Here is a 16,424-nt window from a genome sequence, read left to right as displayed (position 1 = left end):
CCGATCAGCGATTGAACGGGAATGCGGGTTTCAACGCAATACTCAGTTGGTCTCAACCTCTGCCTCAGCGTGCGGCTGATGCATTGTGCTCTGGGCCAGATCCAGCAATTCTCGCAATGCCACCGAGAACATGGCGTATTCCGGCTCCCGCACACCCTTGAGTTCGGACAGCATGGACTTCCAGCGCTCAATCATCTGCTGATGACGCGAGAGCCAGTTCTCAACAGAGGCAGGGACGTCCTCCGGCTTTTCCGCGAGCTTCAGAACACCGGTGGTCAGCGCGCGCTGCTGCCAGTCGAGGTCCTCACGGAAACTCTCCCTGGCCAGTGCCTGCCAGTGGGAAGCCGGTTTGAGCGCAGCAATGGCGTTGGCAAACCAGTTCAGGTCCAGACGATCACCCAGCTCATAATAGAGGTTGGCAACGGTTTTCAGCGGCATGCCAGAGGCTTCGTGGGCCTCAATAATGCCCAGGGACGAATACAGGTGTCCTGTACCCGAGACCACGGATGCCAGCTCCGAAGGCAGACCGGCATCCACGAGAGCCTGATGCCGTTTCTCCCAGTTGGTCCTGGCCTGATCACCCAGGTACTCAGGCAGCCCCGCAGTAATCGCCCAGACGCTGTCGGCAAAACGCTCCATATGGTGCTGGATGCTAAGCTCCGCTCGACGGTTGCGCAGCAGCCACCGCACCGAACGACGCATCAGACGCATCAGGTCCTGCATCAGTTCCATCTGCAGCTGGGCCGGCACATGAAAATCCAGGGCCTCAATCCTGTCCCACCAGTTATCGATGCGGAACACATCCCGGGCGATGATCCAGGCCAGGGCAATGGAAGCCGCATCGGCGCCGGTAGACTGATTCAGACGCTCCACAAAGGTAATCCCCATGTGGTTGACCATGTCGTTGGCAATCTGGGTCGCGATGATTTCACGGCGAAGTTGATGCTCTCCCAGCTCCTTCGAGAATTTCTGGGTCAGATCCCTAGGAAACACCTTGTACATCTCGCCGGCCAGCAGCGGATCGTCAGGCAGAGTGCTGTCGATCAGGGTCTGCTTCAGATCGCCTTTCACGTAGGAAATCAGAACCGACAGTTCAGGCCGGGTCAGTCCCTTCTTGTCGAGCTTGCGCTCGGACAGGGTTTCATCATCCGGCAGGAATTCCAGGGTGCGGTTCAGTTTGCCCTCGCCCTCGAAGGTGTTCATCAGCCGGCGATATTCCTCCAGCCGCGTCGCGGCATCCTCACTGGCAATACTGATCGCCTGGGTCTGCCGGTAGTTGTTCTTCAGCACCAGCTCTGCGACATCGTCGGTCATCTCCTCAAGCATGACGTTGCGCTGCTTGTTGGTGAGATCGCCCATGGCCACGGCCCGGTTGAGCAGGATCTTCATGTTGACCTCATGGTCAGAACAATCCACGCCACCGGAATTATCGATGAAGTCGGTGTTCAGACGCCCGCCCCGCAGGGCAAATTCAATCCGGCCAAGCTGTGTCAGGCCCAGGTTGCCACCCTCGCCGACCACCTTGCAGCGCAACTCCGAACCATTGATCCGCAGCCCGTCGTTGGCCTTGTCACCCACGTCACCGTGAGACTCGCTGGCGCCTTTCACATAGGTGCCGATACCACCCACCCAGAGCAGGTCGACCTGGGCCTTGAGGATGTGCGAGATCAGCATGTTTGGTGGCACCCGATCCGATTTAATACCCAGCAGTTTCTTCATTTCCGGACTGACGGGGATCGATTTCGAATTCCGGCTGAATACCCCGCCGCCCTTCGATATCAGCTTGCTGTCGTAATCGGTCCAGGCGGATCGTGGAAGCCCGAACAGGCGCTTGCGCTCCTTGAAACTTTTCTCCGGATCCGGCGAGGGGTCAATGAAAATATGCACGTGGTTGAAGGCCGCAACCAGCTTGGTCTTCTCCGAGCACAGCATGCCGTTGCCGAACACGTCGCCGCCCATATCACCAATGCCGATGGCGGTAAATTCATCGAGCGCAGGGTTGATGCCCATCTCCCGGAAGTGTCGCTCTACCGATACCCACGCGCCCCGGGCGGTAATGCCCATTTTCTTGTGATCGTAACCATTGCTGCCACCGGAGGCGAAGGCATCGCCCATCCAGAAGCCGTATTCCGCGGCCAGTCCGTTGGCAATATCCGAGAAGGTGGCGGTGCCTTTGTCAGCGGCCACAACCAGATAATGGTCATCTTCGTCGTGGCGAATAACCCGTTCAGGGGCCACGATTCCCGAATCCACCAGGTTGTCGGTAATATCGAGCAACCCCCGAATGAACGTTTTGTAGGCCTCGATGCCCTCAGCCTGGAACGCTTCCCGGTCTGACGGGTCCGGCAGGCGCTTGGCCACAAAACCTCCCTTGGCACCAACCGGCACGATGACGGCATTCTTGACCTGCTGGGCTTTGACCAGGCCCAGAATCTCGGTGCGGTAGTCCTCGAACCGGTCTGACCAGCGCAGGCCGCCCCGGGCGACCTTGCCACCCCGCAGGTGCACACCCTCAACACGCGGCGAATACACGAAGATCTCGAACATCGGCATGGGCAGAGGCATGTCCGGAATGCGGGACGGATCGAACTTCACACTGATGTAGGGTTTGGGGCCACCTGCCTCGTCCAACTGGTAGTAGTTGGTGCGCAGGGTGGCCTGCATCAGCTCCAGGTAGAGCCGAAGCACCCGGTCCTCACTGAGATTCTCAACGTTCTCGAGACCGGCATTGAATTCGATTTCCAGTTTCTGCTGGGCCGCCTGGCTCTTGCCGGGACTCTGGTAGCGCTCCGGGTTGAAGCGGATCTCGAAAAACTCCAGCAACAGACGGGTCAACTCAACATGGTTGACCAGCGTGTTGGAAATAAACGTCTGACTGTTGGAGAACCGGATCTGACGCATGTAGCGGGCATAGGTCCTCAGCAGCGCAATTTCCCGCCAGCTCATGTAGGAGGAAAGCAGCATCCTGTTGAAGGCGTCGTTCTCCGCTTCGCCGTGCCAGACCCGACGGAACAGCTCCTCAAATATTGGCCGGATGCGATGGATGTCGACAACACTGCCGGTGTGGGCCTGGAGGGTGAAATCGTGGATCCAGACGGTTTTGTTGTGCCTGTCGGTCACCTCGAAGGGGTGTTCACCAATCACCCGGAAGCCCAGGTTATCGAATATCGGCATCACATCCGACAGGGGCAGCGGCTCGTCGGGATAGAAGAGTTTGAAATGCAGCGTGCTTTCATCCTCCTCCAGGGCCCGGTAGAAGCTCATGGCCAGATCGTGATTGTTGGCCGATGCCGCAATGTGGTCCAGATCGATGGCCGCCCGCCTGGGCGAGAACATGTCGGTATAACTGGCCGGGAATCCACCTGCCCACAGCCGGTACAGCTCATTACCCTGTTCTTCGCCATAAGCCTCGCTCAGGGCTTCGGAAAGTCCGTCGCGCCAGGACTGCGCAAGCTCAATAACCTTCTCGCGAATCTCGGCTGTGGGCAGTTGGCGGTTTTCAACCTGGGGGACCCGGATGGTGAACTGGACCCGTGCCAGTACCGACTCGGAAAAGTGCGTTACGAACTCCACGTCCTCGGCTTCCAGCCGGTCTACCAGCACCTGCTCTACCTTGAGTCGCAACTCGGTGTTGTAGATGTCCCGTGGGAAGAACGCCAGGCAGGTAACAAACTGGCCGTACACATCCTCCCGCATGAACAGCTCGATCCGGCGGCGCTCCTGAATATACAGAATGCTTTTCGCCACCTTGAGAAGTTCTTCCGGTTCAATCTGGAACAGCTCGTCGCGGGGATACACCGTGAGGATCTGTTCGAGCTCCTTGCCGGCGTAATCATCGCGAAGGAACCCGGACCGCTTCATGACACTCTGGAACTTGCGACGCAGCAAGGGAATCTCGTCGGGCCGCTCGTTGTAGACCCGGGCGGTATAAAGGCCGAGAAAACGGCGTTCGCCGACCACCTCGCCCTTGTTGTTGAATTTCTTGACGGCAATGTAGTCCGGGTATGCAGGCCGGTGGACCCGCGAACGTTGGGCCGACTTGGCGAAGATAAAAATATCGTCGCTTCGGGTCATTTCATGGCGGGTGCGCTGGGGCAATTCATTCAGGCGAACCCGGTCCGGGCGCTCGTTATTGACGCGGAGAATGCCCAGTTCCGAGTTCTCGACCCGGCGAACAACCATTCCGCTTTTGTCCTTGGCGAAGTCGTACTCGTCATAACCAAGGAAGGTAAAATGATCCCGGGCCAGCCATTCCAGAAATGCCCGGGCTTCCTCTTTCTGTTCGTCATTGATGCCCGCCGTGGTGCTGTCCAGCTCGCCCAGGATCTCGTTTACCTTTTCGGTAACGACCGGGAAGTCGCTGACGGCAATCCGAACCTCATGGAGGACATTCTGGAGCGTGTCCTCCAGGTCCCGGAGATCTTCCGGATCACTGTGTCTGTCGATCTCGAGGACAATGAACGCTTCGTAGTCCGAACCGGAGGCCTTCTTCTTGGTGGTGTGCAGTTTCTTCAGCTTCCCATCGCTCTGTCTTTCCACTTGCAAAATCGAGTGCTGGATAGAGTGGGTACCAATCTCCCGCTGGTTAATGGCGATACGAAGGGAATCGATCAGAAACGGGATGTTCGGGTGCAGAATAAAAACAACGGTGTGCGTCGACTGCCAGCCATCACTCTCCAGATCAGGATTGAATACGGCAACCGGCGTTTCTTCGGCAGACCGCTTCTGCAGAAACTGCCATGCGGCAAGAACTGCCCCATAGGTGTCGCCGAATCGTCGACTGACCAGTTCTTCAAGTGGGATATGCGCATAATGCTGCTTGGCAAATTCGCTGATTTTCTTGGCTTCGGTTTTTGAAATCTTCTTCGCGAAAGCGTCAGCCAACTGTTCAAAGAATTGATCCTTGCTGGCCACTGTCAGCGCATTCATGGTCGACCTCAGTTAGTGTGAAATAAACGTAATCGGCGTATCGTCACATAAGCATAGTCAAACCCTTGATTTTTGCCGGCCAGACGCCAAAACTTCGGCAACTACCTACGCACGATACGGGTTTCTCCGGAAAATCTTCAGATACAGAGAGCAGTCATTTCCAATGTCGCTACAGCATACGTTCGGTGAGTTACGGGAACAGTTAGCCAAACGGATAATCGGACAGGAAAAACTGGTGGATCGTCTGCTGATCGCGCTGCTTGCCGACGGCCATCTGCTGGTCGAAGGCGCACCGGGTCTGGCCAAAACCACCGCCATCAAAGCCCTTGCCGACCACCTGGACGGTGATTTCCACAGAATCCAGTTTACCCCGGACCTGCTGCCTTCCGACGTCACTGGCAGCGAGATTTACCGCCCGGAAACAGGGCAGTTCGAATTCCAGCGCGGTCCCATATTCCATAACCTCGTGCTTGCCGATGAAATCAACCGGGCACCCGCCAAGGTCCAGTCCGCACTTCTGGAAGCCATGGGCGAGCGACAGATCAGCGTAGGCATGCGCACCTTTCCGTTGGACCGGCTGTTTCTGGTCATGGCCACCCAGAACCCCATCGAACAGGAAGGCACCTACCCGCTGCCCGAAGCCCAACTGGACCGGTTCCTGATGCATGTGGTCATCCATTACCCGTCGGCGGAGGCTGAAAAGGCCATTCTGCAACTGGCAAGGAACGATTATCGGCATGGCCTGCCCAAGACAGATCTGCGCCTGACGGCAGATCAGGTGTTCGAAGCCCGGGCGGACGTCGCCAACATCTACATGGCAGAGCCTGTTGAGCAATACCTGCTGGCGCTGGTGCTGGCCACCCGTGATCCGGCCGCCCTGGACCCGGAACTGGCCCGCTGGACCGCCTTTGGCGCCAGCCCCCGCGGCACCATTGCCCTGGATCGTTGTGCCCGGGCACTGGCCTGGCTTGATGGCCGCGACTACGTCACCCCGGATGATGTACGTGCCATGGCCTTCGACGTGCTCCGACACCGCATCCTGCTGACGTTTGAGGCAGAGGCCGAAGGCATGACCGCTGATACCGTCATCGAGCGGCTGATCGAACGTGTTCCGGTGAGCGCCTGAAGCCATCGACGGAAGCAATACACGGGAGCCGTCAGGCATGGGCCACAGCGAAGCCATTACCCACATCAGCCTACCGGACCTGATCCGCTTGCAGGCGGACGCCCGGGCATTGAAGCTGCCCTCCGCCCGTCCAGTGCGCTCACGCCAGGCCGGTTTGCAACGCTCGCCCCAGCGCGGCCGCGGCATGGCGTTTGCGGAAGTCCGGCTGTACCAGCCCGGAGATGACATCCGCAGCATCGACTGGCGGGTCACCGCCCGCCGCCAGGAGCCACACACAAAGCTCTATGAGGAGGAGCGGGAAAGGCCCGTGCTGCTCCTGTGCGATCTCGGCCCCAGCCTTTTTTTTGCCAGCACCGGCGCCTTTAAACAGGTCCGCTGTGCCCAGATCGCTGCCATTCTGGCCTGGCTTGCGCTGTGGTCGGGAGACCAGGTGGGAGGCATCGTATTCAATGATGAGACCCTGAGTGTTCTTCGCCCTGCCCGTCGTAAAAAATCGGTGCTGCGGTTGCTGGACACGCTGGACGAACAGCAACGACGGGACAACCAAGCGCCGGCACAGGACGAGCAACCCGCCCAGTGCAGGCTGGACATGGCACTTACCGAGGCCCGCCGGGTCGCCCACACCGGCAGCCGGATTTTCGTGATCAGTGATTTTCTGGATATTTCTGCAGAAACAGGCACGCTGCTCGGGGCCCTGGCCCGCCACAATTCAGTCAGCGCCCTGAGAATCGTCGACCCACTCGAAAAGGAGCTGCCAAAAAGTGGACGCTTCGCGGTTGCCGGCCCGGACGGTCCCGTGTGGTTCGACGCCGGAAACCCCCGGTTCCAGCGCGCCTGGCATGAGAAAGTCACCAACCACGAACACCGGTTGGAAGACTGTTTCCGAACCTCCGGGGTCACCATGGCAGAGGTGTCCACGGCGGAAGATCCGGCGGCGACCCTGAAACTACTGCTTGGGCCGGGAGGGCGCATCGGATGAACCCGCAGGATCCGCTCAGCCAGCTCCGGGACATACACCTGCCCGAGACTGGTGGTTTCTGGCCACCCGCTCCTGGCTGGTGGATGCTGGCCGTCCTGGTCATTGCGGCACTTGCAGCGCTGATCTGGCTTATCCTGAAGCGACGGAAACGAAACCGGTGGCTTCGATCCGCCCGCGCCCAGCTGGCGAGACTGGAAGGTTCAGCCAGCTCCGACCCCGCGTGGTTTGCGCAATTGAATACCCTGCTCAAACAAGCCGCCCGGGAGCGCTACCCTGACCAGCATCCGGAAGCGCTGACTGGTGATGCCTGGGTGAACTTCCTTCTGTCTACCGCCCCAAGGGACCGGGTTGCCTCCAGGCCGGTTGCCGAGGCACTGGTGCAGAGTGCCTGGCGGCCGACGGTTTCGGCGGAACCCGCCGAAGCACTGGCGTTCGCCCGGTTGTGGCTGGGAGGTCAGAAATGCTGACACTTGCCTGGCCCTGGCTACTGCTTCTCGTACTGATACCGCTTATCGTCAAATGGCGGAAGCCTGGGGGGCAGTCGGTGGATGCGCCGGTGCTGCCGGTCGGTCACTGGCTGTCGGACTTGCCCGGTGTCAGTCGTCGCGGCAATGCCGTTCCACTGTGGCAGCAGCTGTTACTATTCCTAATGTGGACGCTTCTGGTGATTGCCCTGGCACGCCCCCAACACGTGGGCGAGCAGGTGCAAATGCCGGTTTCCGGCCGGGATCTGATGCTGGTTGTCGACATATCCCCCAGCATGGACGAACAGGATATGGTTCTTCAGGGCCGGAGCATCAATCGCCTGCAGGCGGTCAAGCGGGTGCTTGATGACTTCATTTCCCGCCGCCAGGGCGACCGGCTCGGTCTGATCCTGTTCGGCACTGAGCCCTATGTTCAGGCCCCACTGACCTTCGATCTTGAAACCGTCAGGACCCTGATGCGGGAGGCGGGTCTTGGCATGGCCGGGCGCGCCACTGCCATTGGCGACGCGGTGGGTCTGGCCACCAAGCGACTGAGAGACAGGCCCCAGGACCAGCGCGTTGTAGTCCTGCTGACCGATGGCGCCAACACGGCCGGGGAAATCACTCCGGACAAGGCTACCGAGATCGCCGCCGCTGCCAGTATTCGGCTTTACACCATCGGCATTGGGGCCGAATCCATGGTTCAGCGGGGCTTGCTGGGCTCACGGCGGGTAAACCCATCCAGGGACCTGGATGAAAACCTGCTGACCCGGATGGCCCAGCAAACCGGCGGAGAGTATTTCCGCGCGCGAAGCCTGCCGGAGCTGGAACTGATTTATGAGAGCATCGACCAACTGGAACCGATCGAGCTGGAGGGTAGGTTTTATCGGCCTGTGACCGAGCTTTATGTCTGGCCTGCCGGCCTGGCGGTCCTGCTATGGCTGGCCCTGTTCCTTGTTCGCTACGGGCATGCGCTGGCTGCCGACTCCCGGCGCAGCAGGAAGGAGGAGGAAGCGAATGTGGGCTGACTTTCACTTTCTGCGGCCGTTCTGGCTCTTGCTGCTTCTGCTGCTGCCGATCCTGTACCTGGCGTTCCGGCAAATGCGCCTGGGCGACAGCGGCTGGTCACGGCTTATTCCGGCCCGCTTGCTGTCGCCGCTGATTCGTCACAACGACAGCTCGGGGAAAACGGCAAAGTCGCCTCTGGCCCCGGCCACCGCCGCCCTGATCATCCTGTCCCTGGCTCTGGCCGGCCCCGCTTGGCGGGAGGCACCCACCCCGCTGAAACAACCGGGCGACAGCCTTGTGATTGCTCTGGACCTTTCCCTGTCCATGCTGGCCACAGACGTTGAACCTGATCGCCTGACGCAGGCCAAACGAAAAATCCGGGATATCCTTGCGCTGCGGGAAGGCAGCCTGACCGGTCTGCTTGTCTTTTCCGGCGACGCCCACGTGGTCACCCCGCTCACCGATGATGGCCGCACGATTGAGGGCATGCTCAATGTGCTGGACCCGGTCATCATGCCGGCCACAGGCAACCGGGCCGACCTGGCGGTTGCCCGGGCAAAAGAGTTGTTGCAGCAGGGGGCCCCGGGCGAGGGCCGGATCCTGCTGATCACTGACGACATCAACGATCGCTATACCGGGATGATCCGGGACACGCTCTCCGGGACCGGTTACGCCCTCAACACTCTCGTTGTCGGCACCGAGGAGGGTGGCCCAATTCCCCTGGCCCGGCGCGGATTTATCCGTGAAAACGACGACATCGTTATCAGTCGGGCCAACCCGCAAGCACTATCGCAACTCGCTGGCAGCACCGGCGGCCGAAGCCACGAGCTGACCCTCGACGATACCGATATTCACTCCCTGAACCTGAGCCCGAAGGACAGCGACGACTGGCAGGAATCAGAGGAGGGCCTGACGGTCAGTCGCTGGCAGGACGACGGCTACTGGCTGCTCTGGCTAGCCCTTCCCCTGGTTCTGCTTGGCTGGCGCCGCGGAGCATTCAGTGCCCTCGCACTGATCCTCCTGCCGGTCTGGCCACAGCCCGCTGCTGCCATAAGCTGGGATGATCTCTGGCAACGGGAGGACCAGAGAGCTCCGAAACTGATCGAGAAAAGTCCTGAGGCGGCTGCCCGGCAGCTGGAAGACCCGGAATGGCGAGGATCCGCACTGTATCGTTCCGGGCAATTCGAGAGCGCCGCCCAGGCATTCGCCCGGTCGCAGGGCCCACGTGCCAGTTACAACCGTGGCAACGCGCTGGCCCGTGCCGGCAAACTACAGGAGGCTTTGGCCGCCTACGATACCGCCCTGGAGCAAGCACCCGACATGGAGGATGCCCGACACAATCGCAAGATTGTCGAAGAGCTGCTGAATCAACAGCAGCAGGATCAGGAAGGCGGCCAGCAGGATTCGTCTGACTCCTCCAGCAACGAGGAAAACCAGGGCAATCGGCAACAGAGCCGCCAGAACCAGGACGGCAACGGTGAAAGCGAATCTTCCAGCGGTTCGGGAAACAATCAGCAGCGAGATCCCCGGAACGGCCAGACCGCGTCCGGAAACGAGGATTCAGCAAACAATCAGGGCGATGAGCAGAATCAGCAGGAGCCAGGTGAGCAAGGCAATCCCGAGCAGGCATCCGGCGAGGGGGAATCTACCGCAGGCCAGGCACAGGCGCCCGCCCCTATTTCCGAAACGCCGCTGACCCAGAGCCAGGAACAATGGCTCAGACGGGTACCTGATAACCCGGGCGGCTTGCTGCAGCGCAAATTCCTGCAGCAGTATCAACAACGCCAGACTCCATCCGATGAGGGCGATACACCATGGTAAAACGGCTGATTACACCCGCCGTCTGTCAATTTCTTTTAGCCATGCTTCTGACGGCAATCTGGCTGCCGGCCCAGGCACAGTCACAGCAGCTGACGGTCGAACCCGACCGTACTCGCCTCTACGAAGGCGAGGTGCTGACATTGACTGTGAAGGGTAGCATGGAGATCGATACCAACCTGGGCAACCTGTTTGACTTTGACATGTCCAGCCTGCCCAAGCCGGATATCGAGAAAGTGGAGCCGGATTTTGAAATCCTGGCCCAGAACCAGCAATACAGCATCCGCACCGTGAACAGTCAGATGGTGGGCGAGATTACCTGGACCTACCAGCTTGCACCGAAGCGCACCGGCGAGCTGACTATCCCGGCGCTCACCTTTAAAGAGGCAGTATCAGCGCCGGTTACCATAGAGGTGGTGGATGGCTCACCACCGGATCAGGCCAGTCCCGGTCGGGACAGCTTTATCGAATTGTCTGCCGACAAAGATGAAGTGTATGTCCAGGAGCAGTTGATCCTGACGGTCCGGCTTTTCTTCCGGGGTAACCTGATTCGCGGAGAGCTCTCCGAGCCCACCCATCCCCATGTCATTATCGAATCCCTGGGCAGGCAACAGGAATTCTCCCGCTATCGTGACGGAGTCCGATACCGTGTTGTAGAACGCCGGTATGCGATCTTCCCTCAGCGTGCGGGTACCCTGAAACTGCCGGCGATCCGTTTCGAGGGCCAGGCCAGGGACGCTTCCGGCAACCTTCGTTTTCTGCGGGACAGCGAGGAGCTGTTTGAAGTTCCGGTGAAGGATGTGCCTGCACAATTCAGTGGCGAAACGTGGCTGCCGGCAACCGGCGTGGCGCTTGAGGAGTCCGGGCTTCCGCCATCGCTGGAGGTGGCCACCGGTGAAAACATGACCCGCGAAATCAAGCTGACGGCAGCGGGCCTTCCCGGGGAGGCACTACCACCGCTGCCCGATGCGGTACCGGACGGATTAAGAAGTTACCCCGAAGAGCCGGAACGACAGACCGAGACCACACTCGCTGGCCTCACATCCTCACTGACCCAGTCTGTGGCCCTGGTACCCGTGGAGCCCGGCCAGATGACCCTGCCGGCCATACGCATTGTCTGGTGGGACACGGAAGCCGATCAGGAGCGGGTAGCCACGATTCCACAGACAACACTGACGGTGAAAGACCCGACTACCGCTGCCGCGAGCCCATCCCCGCAAAACGATCAGGGCAATGCAGGCCCGGAACCCGATGTCAGCAGCACGGAATCTTCGGCTAGCCCGGCGTCCGACCGAACCCGGCTGTGGCAGTGGTTCGCCCTGCTGCTGGGAATACTCTGGGCAGGCACGCTAGTGGCATGGTGGTGGTCAGGAAAAAGCAGGAAAAGCACGCCAGCACAAACTGACAACCGGGACGAAGATGCCGCGTTCGACCGTCTGATCAGGGCGGCGAGGGGCGGCGCCGCGGTAACACCGGAACTGGTCGTGGAATGGGCCAATCTCCACGTGCCCGGCCACGGCTTCCGCTCGGCGTCTGACGTTGTGGATCATTTCGATGACGAGACGCTGGCAGCAGAACTCAGAAGGCTTCAGGCACGGCTTTTTGCGCCCGGCCACAAGAACGACAGCTGGGACGGCCAACCACTGGCGCGGGCCCTTGAACAGCTCCGGAGGCACCGGCGGACGGAAACCAGCGCCGATCTCCCTCCGCTCTACCCCAAAGGCCTGTCCTGAGGATCAGTCGATAAGCTGCTGATCAATCACAACGGCGACCGGCGCGTCCTGACCTTCATTGACCGCGATGGGCAGGTCGGTGCTGCCCTGCCAGTCACCCGCCTTGGCGCTGACACTGCCGGAACGACTGAGACGGGCCGTCACAACAACCTCATCAACACTGGAAATGGTAGCCTGGGGTGACATCGCATAGCGGTCGTCCAGACGGATTTCCACCGGCAGTTGCTCGGCCGTAAGCCGCGCCACGGCGAGTGGCGGACCCTGCCGGACATTGGCTTCGCGGGCGAACAGGAATAGCGTCGTGTCAGCGGGCACCTGATCGCGCAGGTCCTCGGCAAGCGTCACACGAACGGTGACTCCGGCTCCGGATGCTTCGGCTTCCGCCACCGATGCCGGAGGCTCCTCCCCGAGACGCGTGTAAGCTTCGCGAATCCCCTCGCGAATGGAGCCAATCTGCGGGTGATCCGGAGCAACCGTTTCGATTCGCTCCCAGTATTCGATGGCTTCACGGTAGTTCTGCTGGCTGAAAGCGTTGATGCCCAGCAACCCCAGAGCGTTCACTTCATCCGGATTCAGCTGGCGGGCCTGTTCAATAGCTGCGGTTACCTCCTGTGTCATGGCACCCTGGCTACCGAAGAACAACGCCTGCGCAGACAGACCATAGGCGACGGCTTCTGCCCTGTCATCGTCATTCACGCTGTCCGCCAGCTGGCGGAATGCCCAGGCCGCATCGTCGTATTGTTCCAGGCGCATGTAGGTGCGACCCAGCATTGCCCAGCCCTCCGGATTATCCGGGCTGGCTTCCAGCCGTTCCCGAAGCTGGCCTGAAAGTTCAATCATCTGGGCCTGTCTCGATCCGTCAGTAGCACCCATTTCCTGCATGGTGATGAACTGCTCGACCCGGTCCATCGCGCCCCAACGCTCATACAGGTATACGGTAGCCGCAGGGATCAGGAGAATCGACACCAGTGCCACTGCCATGGCACTCCTTCGACCACTGATCACCGGCCTGACCTGTTCCTGCTCCGGCACATCGTCCAGCATGCTTCCAGCGAGCTCTTCCTTGAGTTGGCGATAATTCTCGTCGTCCAGAATACCGGCCTCGTATTCGCTATCGAGCTCCTTCATCCTGGAGCGATAGGCCATCAGATTCTGGTTTTTCAGGTCCGTCTGCTTTCTCGCGCCCAGCCGGTGAAAAAAGACCGGGTACAACACAAACGAAAGGGCAAGAATGATCAGTACCGTTGCGGCAATCCAGAAAGTGTCAGTCATGGAGTTTCAGTCACAGGTTCAGAATTTAGAATGAGGTAGCAACCACTGCATCCCGGGCAGGGCCAGGTTCAGGACGGTTTGTCCTGGTCTGCCAGCATTTTGTTGACCCGGGCCTGCTCTTCGGCACTCAACGCCGGGCTTTCCGGCCCTGCCCGCCGGGAGCGGATGACCACACCGGCCACCACCAGAAGCCCACCCAAGACCGCAATGGCTGGTGTCGCCCAGAGCAGAAAGGTCCGGCTGTCCAGCTCGGGTTTGTAGCGAACGAACTCACCGAACCTGCCAACCAGGGATTCAACAATCTCCTCGTTACTGGCACCGTCTTTCATCATCCGGTAGACCGCATCCCGCATATCCTTGGAGATCGGCGCGTTGGAATCGGCGATGTTCTGGTTCTGGCATTTCGGGCAGCGCAGTTCTTCGATCAGGTTCTGGTAGCGTTGCTCCTGGGCCCGATCCGAAAAATCGTAAACATCGGCTACCTCGGCCGCAGCGCCTCCGGAAAGCAAGAGCACCAACAGGAAATTAACGATCCGTAGCATCAGCCGTTCCCCTGAACATCGTTGATCACGGGCAGCAACGTCTGTTCCCAGACCGTCTCATTGACCACACCCACGTGGCGATAGCGAACCACGCCACCGGCATCAATTACGAAGGTTTCCGGCGCACCGTACACACCCAGATCAAATCCGAGGGTGCCGCGGGGGTCATAGATGATTTTCCGGTACGGGTCGCCCAGACGGTCGAGCCAGACCAGGGCATCGTCGCGGTTGTCCTTGTAGTTCAGGCCGATGATGTTGACGCCTTTCTCCTCGGCCAGCCACATCAGGTCGTCGTGCTCATCCTTGCAGGCTGGGCACCAGGTACCCCAGACATTCAACAGCGAAACCTGGCCCCGGAACAGGCTCTGGTCCAGCATGGCATCCGGGTTATGCAGATCCCGCAGGCTGAACTCAGGAACCGGTTTGCCGACCAGGGCCGACTCAAGCTTGGTTGGATCCTTGCCGATGCCCGCGAATAACACCACGCCGACAACAAGGGCGACCAGTAACGGCAGAAAAAGCAGGAACCGCTTCATGAGGTCGCTCCGGCGGACGTCGCAGGGCCGGGCTCAGGAGAGGCTGTACCGGCCTGCGCCTTTTTGTCAGCTCCCTCCCGGATTCGATAGCGGCGATCGGCAATCGCCAGGAAGCCGCCAGCCGCCATAAAGAGCGAGCCCAGCCAGAGCCAGCGAACCAGTGGTTTGTACTGCAGCCGGATGGCCCAGGCCTCGTCGGTGATGCGTTCACCAATGGCCACGAAGATATCCCGGAACAAACCGGCGTCGATGTCCGCCTCGGTCATGACGCTCATACCAACGGAGTACTGGCGTTTCTCGGGATGAAGCACGGATACACGCTCACCATCCAACATGACATCGAAAGTGCCATATTGAGCCGTAAAATTGGGACCCTGGCGGGCACCGATATCCCTGAACACAAATTGATAATCGCCGACGGTCGCGACATCGCCGGGTACCATACGTACGTCACGCTCGATGCCGTAGTTGGAAACCACCGTAGCCCCAGCCATGGTAATTGCCAGACCCAGATGCCCGAGCACCATGCCATAATAGCTGCGGGACTGCCGCTTGAGGCCGTGAAGGCGACCTTTCCGGGAAGAAGACTTGTCCCACAGATCCCAGAACGTGGCAACGGTTACCCACAGGGCGGAGAAAATGCCCAGGAACGCCCAGGGCTTGAAGCCCCCGTAGCCAATCAGAACCGCCGTGGTACCCACAATGCTGATTGCCAGGGGCCACAGAAGCTTTCGCGCCAGCCAGCCGCCATCGGTTTTCTTCCAGCGGGAGAAGATACCGGCGCCCAATAACAGGCCTGTTGCCACCGCCAGGGGGCTGAACGTCAGGTTGAAGAAGGGCTCGCCAATCGACAGTTTGCCGAGTTCCAGGTAATCAAGCACCAACGGATACAGCGTGCCGACTGCCACAAGAAGCGTGGCGGACACCAGCAACACGTTGTTGAGCAGCAGGAACACTTCCCGAGACAAAGAGCCATACCGGGAGCGGACATGCACCACCGGCGCCCTGAACGCATACAGTGCCAGACTGGCGATCACTGTGACCGCCAACAGGCCCAACAGGAAAGTGCCCCGCTCCGGATCAGATGCGAAGGCGTGAACCGAAGTCAGTACGCCAGAACGGACCAGGAAGGTACCCAGCAGGCTGAGTGCGAAGGTGACAATGGCCAGCAGCACGGTCCAGCTCTTGAACACACCGCGCTTTTCGGTGACAGCCAGCGAATGCATCAGGGCCGTCCCGGAAAGCCAGGGTAACAATGAGGCATTCTCAACCGGGTCCCAGAACCACCAGCCACCCCAGCCAAGTTCGTAGTAGGCCCACCAGCTTCCCAGGGCGATACCAAGGGAGAGAAACGCCCAGGCAACTGTGGTCCAGGGCCGCGACCAACGTGCCCAGGCGGCATCGAGACGGCCGTTAATGAGAGCGGCAATGGCAAAGGCAAAGGCCACCGCAAACCCGACGTAGCCCATGTAAAGCATGGGCGGATGGACGATCAGTCCGAAATCCTGGAGCAAGGGGTTCAGATCCGTGCCATCGGCAGGCACATTGGGCAGCAGACGGTCAAAGGGATTGGAGGTGATAACGATAAACAGCAGGAAGCCGACACAGACCATGCCCAGCACCGAGAGCACCTGGGAAATCATCACCGCCGGCAGGCGACGGCTGAAGATAGCCACCGCCAGAGTCCAGCCCGCCAGCATCAAAATCCAGAGCAGCAGTGAGCCCTCGTGCCCGCCCCATACAGCGCTGAACTTGTAATACCAGGGCAACAGGCTGTTGCTGTTATTGGCCACATAGGCCACTGAAAAGTCATCAGTCACAAACGCATGGGTCAGGACGGCAAAGGCAAGCCCCACAAACACAAACATGCCGGATGCCAGGGGCCTGGCAAAGGCCTGAAGATTGTCCCTGCCGGTCAGGGAACCGGCCAGGGGGACTACGGAAAGGAGCACTGCCAACAACAGCGCGAGAATCAGTGCAAGCTGTCCGAGTTCGGGATACATCAAAGGCCTCCAGA

General features: G+C 59.9%; 11 protein-coding genes. 6 read left to right on the top strand and 5 right to left on the bottom strand.

Annotation, left to right across the window (positions count from 1 at the left end):
- Positions 1–42: 42 nt before the first annotated feature.
- On the bottom strand, positions 43–4,929 hold the full coding sequence (locus tag ABNF92_RS17940) for an NAD-glutamate dehydrogenase (protein ID WP_222464839.1): 4,887 nt from the start codon (positions 4,927–4,929) through the stop codon (positions 43–45).
- A gap of 163 nt (positions 4,930–5,092) precedes the next feature.
- On the opposite strand from ABNF92_RS17940, the gene ABNF92_RS17935 reads away from it, so the two are divergent.
- Genes ABNF92_RS17935 through ABNF92_RS17910 form a run of 6 tightly spaced genes read left to right on the top strand, consistent with a single transcriptional unit; the run spans position 5,093 to position 12,057 of the window.
- The gene (locus ABNF92_RS17935; RefSeq protein WP_349342915.1) at positions 5,093–6,055 is read left to right on the top strand and encodes a MoxR family ATPase; all 963 of its coding nucleotides are present in this window, start codon (positions 5,093–5,095) and stop codon (positions 6,053–6,055) included.
- A gap of 37 nt (positions 6,056–6,092) precedes the next feature.
- Entirely contained in the window at positions 6,093–7,034 is a 942-nt protein-coding gene (locus tag ABNF92_RS17930) for a DUF58 domain-containing protein (protein WP_136629802.1), read from the top strand.
- Positions 7,031–7,501, top strand: coding sequence for a DUF4381 domain-containing protein (locus ABNF92_RS17925; protein WP_069183225.1), 471 nt, complete (start codon positions 7,031–7,033; stop codon positions 7,499–7,501). The genes ABNF92_RS17930 and ABNF92_RS17925 overlap by 4 nt, the downstream gene beginning before the upstream one ends.
- A complete protein-coding gene (locus tag ABNF92_RS17920; RefSeq protein ID WP_349342914.1) occupies positions 7,495–8,526 on the top strand; it encodes a VWA domain-containing protein in 1,032 nt (343 codons plus the stop codon). Before ABNF92_RS17925 ends, ABNF92_RS17920 begins: the two co-directional genes overlap by 7 nt.
- Positions 8,516–10,327, top strand: coding sequence for a VWA domain-containing protein (locus tag ABNF92_RS17915; protein WP_349342913.1), 1,812 nt, complete (start codon positions 8,516–8,518; stop codon positions 10,325–10,327). The genes ABNF92_RS17920 and ABNF92_RS17915 overlap by 11 nt, the downstream gene beginning before the upstream one ends.
- A complete protein-coding gene (locus tag ABNF92_RS17910) occupies positions 10,321–12,057 on the top strand; it encodes a BatD family protein (RefSeq protein ID WP_349342912.1) in 1,737 nt (578 codons plus the stop codon). Before ABNF92_RS17915 ends, ABNF92_RS17910 begins: the two co-directional genes overlap by 7 nt.
- Positions 12,058–12,060: 3 nt before the next feature.
- On the opposite strand, the gene ccmI is transcribed toward ABNF92_RS17910, so the two are convergent.
- The 4 genes from ccmI to ABNF92_RS17890 all read right to left on the bottom strand — a co-directional run bounded on the left by ccmI (position 12,061) and on the right by ABNF92_RS17890 (position 16,410).
- On the bottom strand, positions 12,061–13,329 hold the full coding sequence (gene ccmI, locus ABNF92_RS17905) for a c-type cytochrome biogenesis protein CcmI (RefSeq protein WP_349342911.1): 1,269 nt from the start codon (positions 13,327–13,329) through the stop codon (positions 12,061–12,063).
- Positions 13,330–13,397: 68 nt separating this feature from the next.
- Entirely contained in the window at positions 13,398–13,871 is a 474-nt protein-coding gene (locus ABNF92_RS17900) for a cytochrome c-type biogenesis protein (protein ID WP_209396889.1), read from the bottom strand.
- Positions 13,871–14,407 carry a DsbE family thiol:disulfide interchange protein gene (locus ABNF92_RS17895; protein WP_069183219.1) on the bottom strand — a complete coding sequence of 179 codons (537 nt, stop codon included), beginning with the start codon at positions 14,405–14,407 and terminating at the stop codon, positions 13,871–13,873. Before ABNF92_RS17895 ends, ABNF92_RS17900 begins: the two co-directional genes overlap by 1 nt.
- Positions 14,404–16,410 carry a heme lyase CcmF/NrfE family subunit gene (locus tag ABNF92_RS17890; RefSeq protein WP_153633595.1) on the bottom strand — a complete coding sequence of 669 codons (2,007 nt, stop codon included), beginning with the start codon at positions 16,408–16,410 and terminating at the stop codon, positions 14,404–14,406. Before ABNF92_RS17890 ends, ABNF92_RS17895 begins: the two co-directional genes overlap by 4 nt.
- Between the last annotated feature and the right edge of the window lie 14 nt (positions 16,411–16,424).

It is taken from the genome of Marinobacter sp. MMG032 (assembly GCF_040112695.1).
Taxonomy (GTDB): domain Bacteria; phylum Pseudomonadota; class Gammaproteobacteria; order Pseudomonadales; family Oleiphilaceae; genus Marinobacter; species Marinobacter salsuginis.
Note: the sequence above shows the minus strand (reverse complement) of the source record. Positions and strands in the feature narration are given on the sequence as shown.

Coding starts and splice junctions, on each gene's coding strand:
- ABNF92_RS17895 (WP_069183219.1), bottom strand. CDS start 14,407: ATGAAGCGGTTCCTGCTTTTTCTGCCGTTACTGGTCGCCCTTGTTGTC.
- ABNF92_RS17920 (WP_349342914.1), top strand. CDS start 7,495: ATGCTGACACTTGCCTGGCCCTGGCTACTGCTTCTCGTACTGATACCG.
- ABNF92_RS17930 (WP_136629802.1), top strand. CDS start 6,093: ATGGGCCACAGCGAAGCCATTACCCACATCAGCCTACCGGACCTGATC.
- ABNF92_RS17925 (WP_069183225.1), top strand. CDS start 7,031: ATGAACCCGCAGGATCCGCTCAGCCAGCTCCGGGACATACACCTGCCC.
- ABNF92_RS17940 (WP_222464839.1), bottom strand. CDS start 4,929: ATGAATGCGCTGACAGTGGCCAGCAAGGATCAATTCTTTGAACAGTTG.
- ccmI (WP_349342911.1), bottom strand. CDS start 13,329: ATGACTGACACTTTCTGGATTGCCGCAACGGTACTGATCATTCTTGCC.
- ABNF92_RS17935 (WP_349342915.1), top strand. CDS start 5,093: ATGTCGCTACAGCATACGTTCGGTGAGTTACGGGAACAGTTAGCCAAA.
- ABNF92_RS17915 (WP_349342913.1), top strand. CDS start 8,516: ATGTGGGCTGACTTTCACTTTCTGCGGCCGTTCTGGCTCTTGCTGCTT.
- ABNF92_RS17910 (WP_349342912.1), top strand. CDS start 10,321: ATGGTAAAACGGCTGATTACACCCGCCGTCTGTCAATTTCTTTTAGCC.
- ABNF92_RS17890 (WP_153633595.1), bottom strand. CDS start 16,410: ATGTATCCCGAACTCGGACAGCTTGCACTGATTCTCGCGCTGTTGTTG.
- ABNF92_RS17900 (WP_209396889.1), bottom strand. CDS start 13,871: ATGCTACGGATCGTTAATTTCCTGTTGGTGCTCTTGCTTTCCGGAGGC.